10 protein-coding genes are annotated in these 17,679 nt (G+C 74.2%); 4 read left to right on the plus strand and 6 right to left on the minus strand.

The window, feature by feature from the left end; genetic code table 11:
• Positions 1-86 precede the first annotated feature (86 nt).
• The 4 genes from IE225_RS01255 to rpsA all read right to left on the minus strand — a co-directional run bounded on the left by IE225_RS01255 (position 87) and on the right by rpsA (position 4,251).
• Positions 87-467 carry a tetratricopeptide repeat protein gene (locus tag IE225_RS01255; RefSeq protein WP_190055367.1) on the minus strand — a complete coding sequence of 127 codons (381 nt, stop codon included), beginning with the start codon at positions 465-467 and terminating at the stop codon, positions 87-89.
• 111 nt (positions 468-578) lie between these two features.
• Complete coding sequence (gene coaE / locus IE225_RS01260) at positions 579-1,196, minus strand: dephospho-CoA kinase (protein WP_190055368.1); 618 nt, start codon at positions 1,194-1,196, stop codon at positions 579-581.
• A gap of 139 nt (positions 1,197-1,335) precedes the next feature.
• Complete coding sequence (locus IE225_RS01265) at positions 1,336-2,274, minus strand: PAC2 family protein (protein ID WP_190055369.1); 939 nt, start codon at positions 2,272-2,274, stop codon at positions 1,336-1,338.
• A 486-nt stretch (positions 2,275-2,760) separates the two neighbouring features.
• A complete protein-coding gene (gene rpsA / locus IE225_RS01270; protein WP_190055370.1) occupies positions 2,761-4,251 on the minus strand; it encodes a 30S ribosomal protein S1 in 1,491 nt (496 codons plus the stop codon).
• A 394-nt stretch (positions 4,252-4,645) separates the two neighbouring features.
• On the opposite strand from rpsA, the gene IE225_RS01275 reads away from it, so the two are divergent.
• A complete protein-coding gene (locus tag IE225_RS01275; protein ID WP_190055678.1) occupies positions 4,646-5,455 on the plus strand; it encodes a class I SAM-dependent methyltransferase in 810 nt (269 codons plus the stop codon).
• A 224-nt stretch (positions 5,456-5,679) separates the two neighbouring features.
• Positions 5,680-8,301: an ATP-dependent helicase HrpB gene (hrpB, locus tag IE225_RS01280; protein ID WP_190055371.1), complete on the plus strand. Its 2,622-nt coding sequence runs from the start codon at positions 5,680-5,682 to the stop codon at positions 8,299-8,301.
• Between the two features lie 231 nt (positions 8,302-8,532).
• Here hrpB and IE225_RS01285 read toward each other — a convergent pair whose 3' ends face one another.
• Complete coding sequence (locus IE225_RS01285; protein ID WP_190055372.1) at positions 8,533-10,371, minus strand: lytic transglycosylase domain-containing protein; 1,839 nt, start codon at positions 10,369-10,371, stop codon at positions 8,533-8,535.
• A 402-nt stretch (positions 10,372-10,773) separates the two neighbouring features.
• Here IE225_RS01285 and IE225_RS01290 point away from each other — a divergent pair, with 402 nt between their 5' ends.
• Complete coding sequence (locus IE225_RS01290; protein WP_190055373.1) at positions 10,774-11,727, plus strand: DUF4184 family protein; 954 nt, start codon at positions 10,774-10,776, stop codon at positions 11,725-11,727.
• Positions 11,728-12,272: 545 nt separating this feature from the next.
• Here the strand turns inward: IE225_RS01290 and polA are convergent.
• The gene (gene polA, locus IE225_RS01295) at positions 12,273-14,999 is read right to left on the minus strand and encodes a DNA polymerase I (protein WP_190055374.1); all 2,727 of its coding nucleotides are present in this window, start codon (positions 14,997-14,999) and stop codon (positions 12,273-12,275) included.
• Between the two features lie 375 nt (positions 15,000-15,374).
• Here polA and IE225_RS01300 point away from each other — a divergent pair, with 375 nt between their 5' ends.
• Positions 15,375-17,654 (plus strand): FdhF/YdeP family oxidoreductase, encoded by a 2,280-nt coding sequence (locus IE225_RS01300; RefSeq protein ID WP_190055375.1) that lies wholly within the window; start codon positions 15,375-15,377, stop codon positions 17,652-17,654.
• Positions 17,655-17,679: the final 25 nt, after the last annotated feature.

Genomic DNA, 17,679 nt, shown 5'->3' on the forward strand with positions numbered 1-17,679 from the left:
CCCCCCCCCCCCCCCCGGGGTCGGGGCCGGGCGTCGCGGCCGAGGCAGCCGATGCGGCCGACATGGCCGATGCGGCCGGCGCGGGGTCAGGAGTCGAACCGCGCGGCCTTCAGATACTGCGGGTTGGGGTCGAGCGCGGCCGCCAGGCGGAAGTGGCGCCTGGCCTGGTCGGGCCGGCCCTGGCGCTCATAGGTGCGGGCGAGCGCGAAGTGGGCGAACGCGTTGTCCGGCTCGCGCTCCAGCACGAGGGAGAACTCCAGCTCGGCGGGCCGCAGTTGCGCCGCCGCGAAGAAGGCCCGGGCGCGCAGCAGCCGGGCGGCCGTGTTCTCGGGGTGGGCGGCGATGACCCCGTCGAGCAGTTTCACGGCGCCCCGCGGGTCGCGGGCGGCGAGCAGTTGCTCGGCGGCCCGGTAGTCGATGACGTGCGTCTCCGGTGAACGTCCGGTGGAATCGCTGGTCTCGGACACGGCACATTCCTTCCCTTGCGAGCAAGGTTCAACGCCCGCGGGAAGGCCGCTATTCCTGGGTGCCCGGGGTGTCCGGGGTGTCCGGGAGGGTGCCGGGGCTGCCGCCGCCGCTCAGGGCGTCGGCCGGGCCTTGTCCCGGGCTCGGCGTTCCAGGTCGGCCCACACCTCCCGCACGCGCTGCCGGAGCTGCTCGCGCGAGCCGTCGTTGCCGATCACGATGTCCGCGATCTCCAGCCGCTTCTCCCGCGGGGCCTGCGCGGCCATGCGGGCGCGGGCGTCCTCCTCGGTCATGCCGCGCTGCCGGACCAGCCGGTCGAGCTGGGTCTCGGGGCGGGCGTCGACGACGACCACGACGTCGTAGAGCGGGGCGAGGCCGTTCTCCGTGAGGAGGGGCACGTCGTGGACGACGACGGCGTCCTCGGCCGCGGCGGCCTCCAACTCCCGGGAGCGGGCGCCCACCAGGGGGTGGACGATGGAGTTCAGGACGGCCAGCTTCTCCGGGTCGGCGAAGACGATCGAGCCCAGCCGGGGCCGGTCGAGGCTGCCGTCGGCGGTGAGCACGTCCTCGCCGAAGGCGTCCACGACGGCCGCGAGGCCGGGCGTGCCGGGGGCGACGACCTCGCGCGCGATGCGGTCCGCGTCGATCAGCACGGCCCCGTGCTCCACGAGCAGCCGCGACACCTCGCTCTTGCCGGCGCCGATGCCGCCGGTCAGACCCACTTTCAGCATGAGCGGAAGCTTAGGCCCTGCCGTCGGCGGGCATCCGGTGGGACCGCGTCGGCAGGGCGTCCGGCGGGCCCGGAGTGTCCGTGTCCGGGAGCGCGGCAGGCCCGGAGTGTCCGTGTCCGGGAGCGCGGCTGGTTCTCGCCTAGTTCTCGCCTTCCCGCTCCGCCAGGAACCGCTCGAACTCGCGCCCGATCTCGTCCGCGGACGGGATCTCCACGGGCTCGGCGAGCATGTTGCCGCGGGTCTGGGCGCCCGCCGCGGCGTCGTACTGGTGCTCAAGTCCCTGGACGAGCGCGGTGAGCTCCTCGTCGCCCTCCCGGATCTGCCGGTCGATCTCGGTCTGGGTGCGGTGGGCGTCCGTGCGCAGGGAGTGGGCGACGGAGGGCAGGACCAGCCCGGTGGCGGCGGTGATGGCGTCCAGGACGGTCAGGGCCGCGTCCGGGTAGGGGGAGCGGGCGATGTAGTGCGGGACGTGCGCGGCGACGCCCAGGACGTCGTGGCCGGCCTGCATGAGGCGGTACTCGACGAGCGCCTCGGCGCTGCCGGGCACCTGCGCCTCCTCGAAGGGGCTGCGGTGGCCGGGCACCAGGTCGGTGCGGTTGCCGTGCGGGGTCAGGCCCACGGGGCGGGTGTGCGGGACGCCCATGGGGATGCCGTGGAAGTTGACCGCCAGGCGGACCCGCAGCCGCTTCACGATCTGCTGGACGGCCGCGGCGAAGCGCTCCCACTCCACGTCCGGCTCGGGGCCGGACATCAGCAGGAACGGGGCACCGGTGGCGTCCTGCACGAGGCGCACCTCGATGGCGGGCTCCTCGTAGGCCACCCACCGGTCGCGCTTGAACGTCAGCAGCGGGCGGCGGGCCCGGTAGTCCACGAGCCGGTCGTGGTCGAAGCGGGCGACCGGCTGGTGCGGCAGCAGGTCCAGGAGCCGGTCGACGATGAGGTCCCCGGTCTCGCCCGCGTCGATGTATCCGTCGAAGTGGTAGAGCATGACCAGGCCGGCCGACTCCTGGGCGAGCGCCATGTCGACGACGGCCAGGCCCTTGGGATCCCACGCGTACAAACCCTGCGGATCAAGCACTGTGACGGCTCCTCCTCGTGTCCGTTACTGCACAACGTGGTGCAGGGGCACGGGCATTCCCGCCTTCGGGCCTCGGGTTTCGGACCTCGGGTTCCGGGCTCCGGGCTCAGGGCCTTACGGGTCCCGGTTCGGGGCCTTGCGGGCTCCGGGCCTTGCGGGCTCCGGCTCCGGGCTTGGAGACCCGACCCGGTTCCGTACTTCGAGCTCCGGTTCCGGGACCGCGGGGGCGCAGCCCGGCTGCGCGTCCCGTCGGCCGTTCGCCGCGCCGCGTATCGCCGACCATGCGCTCATGCGCTTATGCGGCTCATGCGCCGTGCGCGCGGCGTGCGCTGCGTGTCGCCGGAACGGCCGGAGCGGCCGGAGCGGCGGGGCCCGTGATCACACGGCTGCGGGGCCCGCCCCCGGAGGGACGGACCCCGCAGTCACCGGTCATCGTGCCGCCGAGCGGTCACCGCTCGGCGGCCGTGTCTCGGCCTCGGCAGTGCCTCAGCTCTGGCCGCCGGCGAGCTTCTCGCGCAGCGCGGCCAGCGCCTCGTCCGACGCCAGGGCGCCGGAGTTGTCGCCGCCCTCGGAGGAGTACGAGCCGCCGGAGGCACCGGCACCCGCGCCCTCGCCGGTCTCGGCCGCGGCAGCGGCGTCGGCCTCGCGGGACTTGATGACCTGCTGCTGGTGCTGCTCGAAGCGGGCCTGCGCCTCGGCGTACTGGCGCTCCCACTCCTCGCGCTGCTTCTCGTAGCCCGGCAGCCAGTCGTTGGTCTCCGGGTCGAAGCCCTCGGGGTAGATGTAGTTGCCCTGCTCGTCGTAGGACGCGGCCATGCCGTAGAGGGTCGGGTCGAACTCGACGGCGGTCGGGTCGGCACCGAAGGCCTCGTTGGCCTGCTTCAGCGAGAGGCTGATGCGACGGCGCTCGAGGTCGATGTCGATGACCTTGACGAAGATCTCGTCGCCGACCTGGACGACCTGCTCCGGGATCTCCACGTGGCGCTCGGCCAGCTCGGAGATGTGGACCAGACCCTCGATGCCCTCGTCCACGCGGACGAACGCACCGAACGGCACCAGCTTGGTGACCTTGCCCGGGACGACCTGGCCGATCTGGTGGGTGCGGGCGAACTGCTGCCACGGGTCTTCCTGGGTCGCCTTCAGCGACAGGGAGACGCGCTCGCGGTCCATGTCGACGTCGAGGACCTCGACGGTGACCTCCTGGCCGACCTCGACGACCTCGGAGGGGTGGTCGATGTGCTTCCAGGACAGCTCCGAGACGTGGACCAGGCCGTCGACGCCACCCAGGTCCACGAAGGCACCGAAGTTGACGATCGAGGAGACCACACCGGAACGGACCTGACCCTTCTGCAGGGTCGTGAGGAACGTCTGGCGGACCTCGGACTGGGTCTGCTCGAGCCAGGCACGGCGGGACAGGACCACGTTGTTGCGGTTCTTGTCCAGCTCAATGATCTTCGCCTCGAGCTCCTTGCCGACGTACGGCTGGAGATCACGGACGCGGCGCATCTCGACGAGAGAGGCCGGCAGGAAGCCACGGAGGCCGATGTCGAGGATGAGACCACCCTTGACGACCTCGATGACGGTACCGGTGACGATGCCGTCCTCTTCCTTGATCTTCTCGATGGTGCCCCAGGCACGCTCGTACTGGGCGCGCTTCTTCGAGAGGATCAGGCGGCCTTCCTTGTCCTCCTTCTGGAGAACCAGGGCCTCGATCTCGTCGCCGACAGCGACGACCTCGTGCGGGTCGACGTCGTGCTTGATCGAGAGCTCGCGGCTGGGGATGACACCCTCAGTCTTGTAGCCGATGTCGAGCAGGACCTCGTCCCGGTCGACCTTCACGATGACGCCGTCGACGATGTCGCCGTCGTTGAAGTACTTGATCGTCTCGTCGATCGCTGCGAGGAACGCTTCCTCGTTACCGATGTCGTTGACCGCGACCTGGGGGGTGGTGGCGGTGGTCTCGGTGCTGCTCGTCATGTGGTAAAGGGCTCCGGTACGGACATTGAAGTCGTAGGTACTGCTCACGCTGGAGCCCGTTTCGCTCTGCAGAAGCCGGACAGCCAAGGAAGCGCCGGACAAGCAGTGCCCTTTCGGGCCCCGCCGACCGACGCCTCGACAACCGAGGGGACATACATACAGATGCGAGCGCAGCCTGCTCCGTCCGAGGCGCGCAGGCCCGCAGCGCAACTTGTAGCATACGGGGGCAGCCCAGCAGGGTCAATGCGCGAAGGCGCACAGCCGGGGCGGATCGCCGCATTCCCGGCAGAAATTCCGTCCCTTCAGGCCACGCGGGTCCCGCGGTGTCCCCGGAGCGACACCGGACGGCGCCCCCGGGCCGGGCTGGACGAAGGGTACGACGAGGGAGCCGACCATCCAAGAGCCCGAACCGTTCGAGCCGGAGGCCACCCGCCGGGAGGCCGGTGTCGCGGAGAGCACCCGCGCCAACCGGGGCTGGTGGGACCGCAACGCCGACGAGTACCAGAGGGACCACGGCACCTTCCTGGGCGACGACCGCTTCGTGTGGGGCCCGGAGGGCCTGGACGAGGCGGAGGCGGGGCTGCTCGGCCCGCCGGAGGACCTGCGGGGCAAGGACGTCCTGGAGGTCGGCGCCGGGGCCGCCCAGTGCGCGCGCTGGCTGGCCCGGCAGGGCGCGTGGCCGGTCGCCCTCGACCTGTCCCACCGGCAGTTGCAGCACGCGCTGCGCATCGGCGGGTCGTTCCCCCTGGTGTGCGCCGACGCGGCCGCGCTGCCCTTCCGGGACGGCTCCTTCGACCTGGCCTGCTCGGCGTACGGGGCGCTGCCCTTCGTCGCCGACCCGCGGCTGGTGCTGCGCGAGGTGCGCCGGGTGCTGCGTCCGGGCGGCCGCCTCGTGTTCTCCGTGACCCATCCGATCCGCTGGGCCTTCCCGGACGAGCCGGGGCCCGAGGGCCTGTCCGTCTCCGCGTCCTACTTCGACCGCACGCCCTACGTCGAGCAGGACGAGGAGGGCCGCGCGGTGTACGTCGAGCACCACCGCACCCTCGGCGACCGGGTCCGGGACGTGGTGGCCTGCGGCTTCCGGCTGGTGGACCTGGTCGAGCCGGAGTGGCCCGAGTGGAACACCTCGGAGTGGGGCGGCTGGTCGCCGCTGCGTGGCCGGCTGATCCCGGGCACCGCGATCTTCGTGTGCGAGCGGGACTGAGGCTCCCCGGCACGGGCGGGGCGGGTCTCCCGCCGGACGGGGCGGATTCCCTGCCGTCAGTGCCGTTGGTGGGGGCAGGTTCCCTGCCGCGACAAGGGCAGGTTCCCTCCCGGGCAGGGCGCACGCGCCGGGGGCGGGACGTTCCCGTCGGCACGTCCTGCGTCCCGCCGCCGTCGGGGGCGCGCGTGTGAAGGGCGTTCCCGCCGGCGTACGACACTAGGGGCGTGATCCGTGACGACGCCCTGGACGCCCTGCCCGTACGCGGCGCCCTGCCCGCCCTGACCGAGGCCCTGGAGCGGCACGGCACCGCGGTCCTCGTCGCGCCGCCCGGCACCGGCAAGACGACGCTGGTGCCGCTCGCGCTGGCCGGTCTGGTGGGCGCGGGGCCCGCGCGGCGGGTGGTCGTGGCCGAGCCGCGGCGGATCGCGGCGCGGGCGGCGGCGCGGCGGATGGCGTGGCTGCTGGGTGAGCGGCCCGGGGAGAGCGTCGGGTTCACGGTGCGCGGGGAGCGGGTCGTCGGGCCGCACACGCGCGTGGAGGTCGTCACCACCGGTGTGCTGCTGCAGCGGCTGCAGCGCGACCAGGAACTGGCGGGCGTGGACGCCGTCCTGCTCGACGAGTGCCACGAGCGGCACCTGGACGCCGACACCGCGGCCGCGTTCCTGTGGGACGTGCGTGAGACGCTGCGGCCGGAGCTGCGGCTGGTGGCCGCGTCGGCCACGACCGACGCGGAGGGCTGGGCGCGGCTGCTGGGCGGTGCGCCGGTGGTGACGGCGGAGGGTGCCGCGCACCCGGTGGAGGTGGTGTGGGCGCCTCCCGCGCGCCCCGTACGGCCGCCGCACGGCACGCGCGTGGATCCCGCGCTGCTGGCCCACGTGGCGTCGGTGGTGCGGCGGGCGCTGGCCGAGCGGCCGGGGGACGTGCTGTGCTTCCTGCCGGGCGTGGGCGAGCTCGCCCGGGTGGCCGGGCTGCTCGGGGACCTGGGGGACCTGGGGGACCTGGGGGACCTGGGGGACATCGACGTGCTGCAGGTGCACGGGCGGGCGCCGGCGGCGGTGCAGGACGCGGTGCTGTCCCCGGCACGGCGGCGGCGGGTGGTGCTGGCGACCTCGGTGGCGGAGTCGTCGCTGACGGTGCCCGGGGTGCGGGTGGTCGTCGACTCCGGGCTGGCGCGCGAGCCGCGCGTCGACCACGCGCGCGGGCTGAGCGCGCTGGCGACCGTACGGGCCTCGCTGGCGGCGGCGCGGCAGCGGGCCGGGCGCGCGGGGCGTGAGGCGCCGGGTGTCGTCTACCGGTGCTGGGCGGAGGCGGAGGAGGCGCGTCTGCCGCGCTTCCCCTCCCCCGAGATCAGGGTGGCCGACCTGACGGCGTTCGCCCTGCAGGCGGCGTGCTGGGGCGATCCGGACGCCTCCGGGCTGGCGCTGCTGGACCCGCCGCCCGCCGGGGCGATGACGGCGGCGCGGGCCGCCCTGGAGGCGGTGGGGGCGGTGGACGCCGCCGGCCGGGCCACCGGGCGGGGCGTGCGGCTGGCCCGGCTGGGTGTGCATCCGCGCCTGGGGCGGGCCCTGCTGGACGCGGACGCCCCGGACGACCGGGTCGCCGAGGTGGTCGCGCTGCTCGGCGAGGAGGCGCCCCGGGAGTACGGGGACGATCTCGCCGGTGCCGTGCGGCGGGCCCGGCGCGGAGGCGACGCCTACGCGCGGCGCTGGGCCGCCGAGGTGCGGCGGCTGCGGACCGTGCGCGGGGAGGGGACGGCCCGTTCCGCTGCCCCGGAAGCCGCGGCCGGGGCAGGCGGCCGGGGAGCCGCGGCCGGGGCGGACGCCCGGGCCCGGGGAGCCGCGGCCGGGGCGGACGCCGCCTGGGGCGCCGACGACGAGCGGGTCGCCGGGCTCGTCGCCGCTCTCGCTTTCCCCGAGCGGGTCGCCCGGCTGGACGGAGGGTCGTACCTCATGGCCTCCGGCACCCGCGCCGAGCTCGCCGAGGGGTCCGCCCTGCACGGCGCCCCCTGGATCGCCGTCGCCGTCGCCGACCGGCCGCTCGGCAGGGTGCACGCGCGCGTGCGGCTCGGCGCCGTGATCGACGAGGACGTGGCGCGGGCCGCCGCCGGGGCGCTGCTCCAGGAGCGGCAGGAGGTGCACTGGGCGGACGGGGATGTCGTGGCGCGGCGGGTGGAGCGGCTCGGTGCGATCGAGCTGGCGGTGCGGCCCTTGGCCGACGCCGACGCCGGGCTCGTGCGCGGCGCCCTGCTGGAGGGGCTGCGGCAGGAGGGGTTCGGGCTGCTGCGGTGGACGCCGGAGGGGCGGGTGCTGCGGCAGCGGCTGGCGTTCCTGCACCGGCACCTCGGCGAGCCGTGGCCCGACGTGTCCGACGACGCGTTGCACGCGCGTGTGCAGGACTGGCTGGAGCCGGAGCTGAGCCGGGCCCGGCGCCGGGCCGACCTCGCCCGGATCGACGCCCGGGAGGCGCTCGCCCGGCTGCTGCCGTGGGCGTCCGGGGAGGCGGCGCGGCTGGACGAGCTCGCGCCGGAGCGGATCACCGTGCCCAGCGGGTCCCGGGTCCGGGTCGACTACGCCGATCCGGAGCGGCCGGTGCTGGCGGTGAAGCTGCAGGAGATGTTCGGTCTGGAGCGCACCCCGGAGGTGGCCGGGGTGCCGCTGCTCGTCCACCTGCTCTCCCCCGCGGGCCGGCCCGCCGCCGTCACCGCCGACCTCGCCTCCTTCTGGCGGGACGGCTACCGCGCCGTGCGGGCGGAGTTGCGCGGGCGGTACCCGAAGCACCCGTGGCCGGAGGATCCGGCGGCCGCGGAACCGACCCGGCACACCAACGCCCGGCTCCGGCGCGCCTGAGGGCGGTGACGCCGGTCCACAGCCCGGGCGTGACGTCATGTCATATGACGTATGTGCGCGGGCGCGTACGGCCTCTGGTGCGTACGCGCCGGGGGCGCCCACCGCGTAAAGCGGGGGCGCCCCTTCGGGAACGCCTCTCCAAGAGCGTGCTCCGGAATTCGGAGCGTGCCGCCGTGGCCTCAGGCCGGCCTCGGACGGCCTCAGGCCGGCCTCGGACGGCCTCGGACGGCCTCAGGCGGAGAGGCTGGGGCTGGACGGCGCGGAGACGGTGGCCGACGCCGAGGGGCTGCTCGAAGTGTTCGGCGAGGCCTCGGCCGCCTTCACCGTCAGCTCGACGGTGAGGGTCGCGCCGCCGGTGGTGGTGATGCGCAGCAGGAACGTGCCGGCGGTGTCGTCGGCGTACAGCCGCGGCAGCGTCAGCAGGCCGTCCTTGTCGGTCGTCAGCCCGCTCAGGGTGCGTACGGCCTTGCCGCTCGCGTCCTTGAAGTAGGGGCCCTTGTCGTTGACGGCCGGGTCGGTCGCCGACTTGACGAGGGTGGCGGTGGCCGCGACGCCGTCCGCGACGGCCTTGCGGTAGGTGGCCTTCACCTGGACGCGCTGCTCGAACGTGCCGCCCGGGATGCAGGTCAGCGGCGTGTCGCTGGTACGGGTGAGGGTGTCGGCGGCGCGCGGGGTGACGGTCGCGGTGTAGGTGACGCCGGAGACGGTGCGGCCGACGACGACGGCGCGGACGGTGAACGTCCCGGTCTTCTCCCCCGCTTGGAGCGCGGGCGCGGCGGCCACGCCGGAGGCGTCGGTGAGGACCGTGGCGGTCTTCTCGCCGCCGGTGAACGCCGCGTCGGTGTCGCCGGTGACGGTGAAGCGGATCCTCACCTTGGCGACGGGCTTGCCGTCGCTGGTCTCGGCGCGGGTGGCGATCCTCTTCGCGAAGGTGTCGCCGGCCCTCGCGGTGAGCTGCCCGGTGCCGGCGTCCTCCAGGTGGTCCACCGTGTCGGTCGGGGTGGGGGCGGGCGATGTCGTGCCGCCGCCCGGCGGGGTCGGGGTGGGGCTGCCGGGGGTGTCGCCCTTCCCGCCGGGCCCGGGGCTCGGTTTGGGCGACTCGGTGCCCTTCTTGTCCCCGCCGCCGTTCTTGCCGCCGTTCTTGCCGTTCTCGTCGCGGTGCTTGCTTCCGTTCTTGGCGTTCTTGGCGCTGTTGCCGCCCTTGCCGCCGGAGCCCGTCGTCCGGTCGCTGCGGCCGGAGGGCAGGCTGCCGGTGCCGTCGGGGATCGAGTGGGTGCCCTTGCGGTAGTACTCGAACCAGGACATGACCGTGTTCAGGTAGTCCTGCGAGTTGTTGTAGCTGAGGACGGCCCGGTCGATGTCGGCCTGGACGGACAGGTCCCGGCCGTCGCGGCACAGGTAGTGGCCGGTGGCGAGGGCGGCGTCGTAGATGTTGTTCGGGTCCTTCCTGCCGTCGCCGTTGCCGTCGCGGCCCGCCCACGCCCAGGTGGACGGGATGAACTGCATCGGCCCGACCGCCCGGTCGTAGGCGCTGTCACCGTCGTAGGCGCCGCCGTCGGTGTCCTTGATGAGCGCGAAGCCGTTGCCGTCGAGCTTGGGGCCGAGGATGGGCGTGAAGGTGGTGCCGTCGGCGCCGACCCGGCCGCCGTTGGCCTGCCCGGACTCCACCTTGCCGATGGCGGCGAGGAGTTCCCAGGGCAGGTTGCAGCCCGGCTTGGCCTCGCGCAGCGCGGCCGCGGCCCTCTTGTACGCGTCGAGCACGGTCGCGGGGATGCCCGCCTCGGTGGCGCCCGGCGCGGGCGTGGGGCCGGCGGTCGGGGGCGTGCTCGTACCGGGGCTGGGGTTGGGGCTGTTCAGCGGCGGCAGGTCCGTGTAGTAGGGGGAGTTGCCGGTCGCGCTGTCGTCGGCGTTCACCTCGGGCGAGGTCTGCGCTCCCGCGGTGGCCGGTCTGCCGCCGTCGCCGGCCGTGACGCCGGGGGCCTGGGATGCGGACAGTGCAGCGACCGCCGCAGCGGCCACGGCGGTGGTCGCCGCTCCTTTGCGCAGCCTCCTGCCGAAATGCGCCGCCATAGAGTGAACCCCTCCCGTGGACGCCCGAGCGCCCGTCTCCGTCTGCTGTGTTCGCCCTGTTGTGACGGTTGACCCGCCGTGCGGGTTGCCCCCGCGCCGCTTCCCGGGTGCTTTGCCGGTGGTTCTTCCGGTATGCCGTTGTGTTCCGTGGTGCCGGCGCACTTGTCCGTACGGGCGCCGCTCACCCGTTCGGCCACGCGCCGCCGCCCGGCGACCCACGTGACACTACGACAACTTCCTTGGGGCGGGGAGCAGTCCGCGTTCGGTTTTCACCGATCGGCCACGCGCCGTTGGCCGGGGTGTCGCGCGGTGGCGTGCCGCATACTGGCCGCGATACTGGCCGTGGCCGATCTCGGGGCGCGCGCCCCGTCCGACAAGCCCGTGACGCCGTGAGGAGCCCGGTTGCCGTTCACACTGAGCCATGCGGCGGCGGTCCTGCCCGCCGTGCGGGGCGACGGGACGGGGCGGGCCCGGCTGGTGCCCGCGGTGCTCGTGGCCGGTTCCTTCGCGCCGGACCTCACCTACTACGCGGCGGGACTTGTGCCGGGCGCCATGGAGTTCGGCGGGGTCACCCACTCCTTCCCGGGCGTGTTCGGTGTCGACGTGCTGTTCGCCTGGGTGTTGACGGGGTGGTGGCTGTTCGTGCGGGAGCCGCTCGTGGCGCTGCTGCCGCGGGTCCGGCAGGGACGGGTGGCGGCGCTGCTGCGCTGCGGGGCGCCACCCGTGCGCGTGCGGGCGTCGACGGTGGCGCGGTGGTACGTCTCCGCCGTGCTCGGCGCGCTCACCCATGTGGTGTGGGACGCGTTCACGCACGTCGGGCGGTGGGGTGTGCGGCTGTTCCCGGTCCTGGACCAGCCGGTCGCGGGTGTGCCGCTGTACTCGCAGCTGCAGTACGGCACCTCGCTGCTGGGCGCGGCCGTGGTCGCCGTCTTCGCGGCGCACGCGCTGCGCCGGGCGCCGGCCGTCGCGCCGGCGGGGGAAGCAGCGGTGACGGAGGCGGCGGTGGCGGCGGCGGGGGAAGCAGCGGTGACGGAGGCGGCGGTGGCGGCGGTGGCGGTGCTGTCGGCGCGGGACCGGTGGCGGGCCGCCGGGGCCCTGGGCGGCTGCACACTGCTCGGGGCGGCCGCGCGGGTGGCGCGGTGGGCGGCGGGGCGGGGGCCGGGCGCCGATCCGTTCGACCTGATCCCGGCGGTGTGCTTCGGCGCGGGCGCGGGGCTGCTGGCCGGGCTGCTCGGCTGGGCCGCCGCGGTCAGGGCGCGGCGTCCGGTCCCGGTCCACGGTGGCCCGGAAGAGGGCCCGGGGGAGGCGGTGGGGAAGGTGGGGGAGCCGAGCGCGAGCCGTCCCGGCGGCCGGTGACGGCGACGGCCGACGCGACGAACACGGTGACGGTCCGCACCGGCCGCGACCGCGGCAGGCTGTCGAGCAGAAGGGCCAGGTAGCCGCAGGCCAGGTCGGCCCACAGACGCCAGGGCGGGGTCGTGTCGTGGGGTCGTGCGCTCTCCCCGGGCGCGGGTTCCTCTCCCCGGCGCGTCAGGCGGCGCCGGGCGTTCGCGGCGGTGCGGCGCAGCGCCGCGAGCGGGTCGGTGGGGACGCGGGCGGTGCTGGCGCCGGCCGCGAAGGCCGGGACCGGCGGCGGCGCCGAGGAGGCCGCGTCGGCGTCCGCCTGCGCTTCCGCCGGTCGGCGGTTGAGCATGCGTATACCCATGCCCGCATCTTGGGGGCGGGGGACGGCGGCGGCTTTCCCGCGGGGGCCGGAGGAGTGACGGGGCGGCGGCGCCTCCGGCCGCCGCCCCGGCCGGAGGCGGCCCTTCCCGTCCTCCCTGAAGCAGCCCTTCCCGCCCTCCCTCCAAAGGCGGTCTCCCGTCCTGCGGCCGGAGGCGGCCCCCTCCTCCCGCCGCAGGTCAGTGCGCCGCCGACTCCCAGTCCGGCCCCACGCCCACCGAGACGTCGAGCGGGGCGCGCAGGTGGACGGCGGTGGCCATCTCGTGGCGGACGATCTCCTCCGCGGCGGTGCGCTCGCCCGGGGCGATCTCCAGGACGATCTCGTCGTGGACCTGCAGGAGGATGCGGGACCTCAGGCCGGCCTCGCGCAGGGCGCCGTCCACCTTCAGCATGGCGATCTTCACGATGTCGGCGGCCGTGCCCTGGATGGGCGCGTTGAGGGCCATCCGCTCGGCCATCTCGCGGCGCTGGCGGTTGTCGCTGTTGAGGTCGGGCAGGTAGCGGCGGCGCCCGAACAGCGTCTCGGTGTAGCCGGTGGCCCGCGCCTCCTCCACGACCCGGTGCAGGTAGTCCCGTACTCCGCCGAACCGCTCGAAGTAGGCGTCCATCAGCGCCCGGGCCTCGGCCGCCTCGACGTTGAGCTGCTGGGACAGGCCGAACGCCGACAGGCCGTAGGCCAGGCCGTACGACATGGCCTTGATCTTGCGGCGCATCTCCGCGTCCACGGCGGTGGGCGCGACGCCGAACACCTGGGCGGCGGCCGTGGTGTGCAGGTCCTCGCCGGAGGTGAACGCCTCGATCAGGCCCTCGTCCTCGGACAGGTGGGCCATGACGCGCAGCTCGATCTGGCTGTAGTCGGCGGTCATGAGGGACTCGAAGCCCTCGCCGACGACGAAGCCGCGGCGGATGGCCCGGCCCTCGTCGGTGCGGACCGGGATGTTCTGCAGGTTCGGGTCGGTCGACGACAGGCGGCCGGTGGCGGCGACCGTCTGGTTGAACGTGGTGTGGATGCGGCCGTCCGGCGCGATCGACTTGATCAGGCCCTCGACCGTGACCCGCAGCTTGGCCTGCTCACGGTGCCGGAGCATGATCACCGGCAGTTCGTTGTCGGTCTGGGTTGCCAGCCACGCCAGGGCGTCGGCGTCGGTGGTGTAGCCCGTCTTGGTCCGCTTGGTCTTCGGCAGGGCCAGCTCGCCGAAGAGGACCTCCTGCAGCTGCTTGGGCGAGCCGAGGTTGAACTCGTGCCCGGCCGCCGCGTGCGCCTCCTTCACCGCCTGCTGCACGGCACCGGCGAACGTCTGCTCCATCGCCTCCAGGTGCGTCCGGTCGGCGGCGATGCCGTGCCGCTCCATGCGGGCCAGCAGCGCGGAGGTGGGCAGCTCCACGTCGCGCAGCAGCTCCGCGGCGCCGACCTCCCGCAGGCGGCTCTCGAAGGCCGTGCCCAGGTCGAGGACGGTGCGGGCCTGCACCATGAGGGTCTCGGCCTCGGCGCCGTCGTCCGTGCCGAAGGCGAGCTGGCCGTCGGCCGCGGCGGGCGGCGCCAGCTCGCGGCCCAGGTACTCCAGGGACAGCGCGTCCAGGTCGAAGGAGCGGCGGCCGGGCTTGACCAGGTAGGCGGCGAGCGCGGTGTCCATGACGACGCCCTCGATGCTCCAGCCGTGTTCGGCGAAGACCCGCATCGCGCCCTTGGCGTTGTGGAACACCTTCGGGCGGTCCGCATCGGCCAGCCAGGCCGACCAGGCGGTGTCGTCGGCCTCGTCCAGCTCCGCCGGGTCGAACCAGGCCGCCGCTCCCCCGGCCGCGGCCAGCGCCACCTCGGCGACCGAGCCGCTGCCCAGCGCCCAGCTGTCGACAGTGGCCACGCCGAGCCGCTGTGTGCCGTGCTCCGCCAGCCACGCGGCCAGTTCCCCGGTGCGCAGCACCCTGCCGTCCAGTTCCACGCCGTCCACCGCGGCCGGGGCCGACTCGGTCTCCTCGGCGCCCGGGTCGACGGCGAACAGCCGCTCGCGCAGCGACGGGTTGCGGATCTCCAGGGTGTCCAGGATCATCGCGACCGCCTTGCGGTCGTACGGCTCCCGCTCCAGGTCCGCGACGGTCCTGGGCAGCTCCACGTGGCGCTCCAGCTCCGTGAGCCGGCGGTTGAGCTTGACTGCCTCCAGGTGCTCGCGCAGATTCTGCCCGGCCTTGCCCTTGACCTCGCCGGCCCGCTCGACCAGCGCCGCGAACGAACCGAACTGGTTGATCCACTTCGCGGCCGTCTTCTCGCCGACGCCGGGGATGCCGGGGAGGTTGTCGGACGGGTCGCCGCGCAGCGCCGCGAAGTCGGGGTACTGGGCGGGCGTCAAGCCGTACTTCTCGACCACCTTCTCCGGGGTGAACCGGGTCAGCTCGGAGACACCCCTGGTGGGGTACAGCACCGTGGTGTGGTCGCTCACCAGTTGGAAGGAGTCCCGGTCGCCGGTGACGATCAGCACCTCGAAGCCCTCGGCCTCGGCCTGGGTGGCGAGGGTGGCGATCACGTCGTCCGCCTCGTACCCCTCCACCGCGAAGCGGGGCACGCGCATCGCGTCCAGCAGTTCGCCGATCAGCTCGACCTGGCCCTTGAACTCGTCCGGGGTCTTGGAGCGGTTCGCCTTGTACTCCGCGAACTCCTCCGAGCGCCACGTCTTGCGGGAGACGTCGAACGCCACCGCGAAGTGCGTGGGCTCCTCGTCACGCAGTGTGTTGGCCAGCATCGAGGCGAAGCCGTAGATCGCGTTCGTCGGCTGGCCGGTCGCGGTGGTGAAGTTCTCCGCGGGCAGCGCGAAGAACGCGCGGTAGGCCAGTGAGTGCCCGTCCATGAGCAGCAGCCGGGGACGGCCGCCGCCGGGGGTGGTCTCGGTCTTCTTCGATGCTGTCTCTGCCACGCCCCCGATCCTGCCACGCCCCACTGACACTCGGCTCCGCCCCACCGCCCCGCCGCCCCACCACCACCCCGCCGCAGTCCGGCGCGGGCGCGGCACGGGTCCGGCGCGGGTCCGGCGCGGGCGCGACACAGCTCCGGCGTGAGCGCGGCACGGGCCCCGGCGCGGGCCCCGGCGTGGGCGCGGAGGGTGACGGCGGCGCACCGAACTCCCCCTTGCTCCCCGCGGTTTCCACCGCCACCTCACGCCCCTTCCCCTACCGGGAGGGCGGTCTTCCGCCAGCCACGCGTGCGAGGATCAAGGCGAGCAAGGCGAGTCCGTGCCGGCGGAGCCGGACACGCCGGCGAAGTCACCGTGCCAGCGAAGGAGCGCACCGCGATGGCCACGAAGCCGCCCCAGGGTGATCCGGTCCAGGACGCGCCGGAGGTCTTTGAACCGAAGCACGCGGCGGCGGGGCTGCCGGCCGTGGGGCACACGCTGCGCGTCGCGCGGCAGCAGATGGGCGTGCGGCGCGCGGCGCTGACGCTGCTGCGGGTCAACCAGAAGGACGGCTTCGACTGCCCGGGCTGCGCCTGGCCGGAGCCCGACCACCGGCACCGGGCGGAGTTCTGCGAGAACGGCGCGAAGGCGGTCGCCGAGGAGGCCACCCTGCGCCGGGTGACCCCGGAGTTCTTCGCCCGGCACTCCGTGAGCGACCTCGCCGCCCGCAGCGGCTACTGGCTCGGCCAGCAGGGGCGGCTCACCCACCCCATGTACCTGCCCGAGGGCGCCGACCACTACGAGCCGGTGACCTGGGAGCGCGCCTTCGACATCGTCGCGCAGGAGATCGCCGCCCTCGACTCCCCCGACCGGGCCGTCTTCTACACCTCCGGCCGCACCAGCAACGAAGCCGCCTTCCTGTATCAGCTCTTCGCCCGCGAGCTGGGCACCAACAACCTGCCGGACTGCTCCAACATGTGCCACGAGTCGTCCGGCTCGGCCCTGGCGGAGACGATCGGCGTCGGCAAGGGCAGCGTCCTGCTGGAAGACCTGTACCGGGCCGACCTGATCATCGTCGCCGGCCAGAACCCGGGCACCAACCACCCGCGCATGCTCTCCGCCCTGGAGAAGGCCAAGGCCAACGGCGCGCGGATCATCAGCGTCAACCCGCTGCCCGAGGCCGGCCTGGAGCGGTTCAAAAACCCGCAGACGCCCAGGGGGCTGACCGGCGGCACCGCGCTGACCGACCTGTTCCTGCAGATCCGCATCGGCGGCGACCAGGCGCTCTTCCGCCTCCTGAACCGGCTGATCATCGAGACGCCGGGCGCGGTCGACGAGGAGTTCGTACGCGAGCACACCCACGGCTACGAGGAGTTCGCCGCGGCCGCCCGCGCCGCCGACTGGGACGAGACGCTCACCGCGACCGGCCTGACGCGCGCGCAGATCGAGGAGGCGCTCGGGATGATCCTCGCCTCCGAGCGCACCGTCGTGTGCTGGGCGATGGGCCTGACCCAGCACAAGCACGCCGTGCCGACGATCAGGGAGGTGGTCAACTTCCTGCTGCTGCGCGGCAACATCGGCCGCCCCGGCGCGGGCGTGTGCCCGGTGCGCGGCCACTCCAACGTGCAGGGCGACCGCACCATGGGCATCGTGGAGCGGCCCGCCCCGGCCTTCCTGGACGCGCTGGAGAAGGAGTTCGGCTTCGCCCCGCCGCGCGAGCACGGCTACGACGTCGTACGCGCCATCCGCGCCCTGCGCGACGGTGAGGCGAAGGTCTTCTTCGCCCTGGGCGGCAACTTCGTCGCCGCCACCCCCGACACCTCGGTCACCGAGGCGGCCGTGCGCCGGGCCCGCCTGACGGTGCACGTGTCGACCAAGCTCAACCGCTCCCACGTCGTCACCGGCGCCCGCGCCCTGATCCTGCCGACGCTGGGCCGCACCGAGCGGGACGTGCAGGCGGGCGGCGAGCAGTTCGTGACGGTGGAGGACTCCATGGGCGTGGTGCACGCCTCCCGCGGCACCCTGGAACCCGCCAGTCCCCACCTGCTGTCCGAGCCGGCCATCGTCTGCCGCCTGGCCCGCCGCGTGCTGGGCGAGCGCAGCAGGGTGCCGTGGGAGGAGTTCGAGCGGGACTACGCCGCGATCCGCGACCGCATCGCACGCGTGGTGCCCGGCTTCGAGGACTTCAACGCGCGCGTGGCCCGCCCCGGCGGTTTCACCCTGCCGCACGCCCCGCGCGACGAGCGCCGCTTCCCCACCGCCACCGGCAGGGCGAACTTCACCGCGGCGCCCGTGGAGTACCCGAAGGTGCCCGAGGGGCGCCTGCTGCTGCAGACGCTGCGCTCGCACGACCAGTACAACACCACGATCTACGGCCTGGACGACCGCTACCGCGGCATCAGGAACGGCCGCCGCGTCGTTCTCGTCCACCCCGACGACGCCCGCGCGCTCGGCGTCGCCGACGGCTCCTACGTCGACCTGGTCGGCGAGTGGAGCGACGGCGTGGAGCGGCGCGCCCCCGGCTTCCGGGTCGTGCACTACCCGACGGCGCGGGGCTGCGCGGCCGCCTACTACCCGGAGACCAACGTGCTCGTCCCGCTGGACGCCACCGCGGAGGTCAGCAACACCCCGGCCAGCAAGTCCGTCGTGGTGCGTCTGGAACAATCGGCCACCGACTGAGCGTTCGCTCAGTCGATGCCGTACC

Origin of the sequence: Streptomyces echinoruber, from assembly GCF_014651135.1 — a bacterium.
GTDB classification, from domain to species: Bacteria; Actinomycetota; Actinomycetes; order Streptomycetales; family Streptomycetaceae; genus Streptomyces; species Streptomyces echinoruber.

Excerpts from the sequence above, each read along its gene's own strand:
- IE225_RS01300 (WP_190055375.1), top strand. The coding sequence starts at position 15,375 with ATGGCCACGAAGCCGCCCCAGGGTGATCCGGTCCAGGACGCGCCGGAG.
- coaE (WP_190055368.1), bottom strand. The coding sequence starts at position 1,196 with ATGCTGAAAGTGGGTCTGACCGGCGGCATCGGCGCCGGCAAGAGCGAG.
- rpsA (WP_190055370.1), bottom strand. The coding sequence starts at position 4,251 with ATGACGAGCAGCACCGAGACCACCGCCACCACCCCCCAGGTCGCGGTC.
- IE225_RS01285 (WP_190055372.1), bottom strand. The coding sequence starts at position 10,371 with ATGGCGGCGCATTTCGGCAGGAGGCTGCGCAAAGGAGCGGCGACCACC.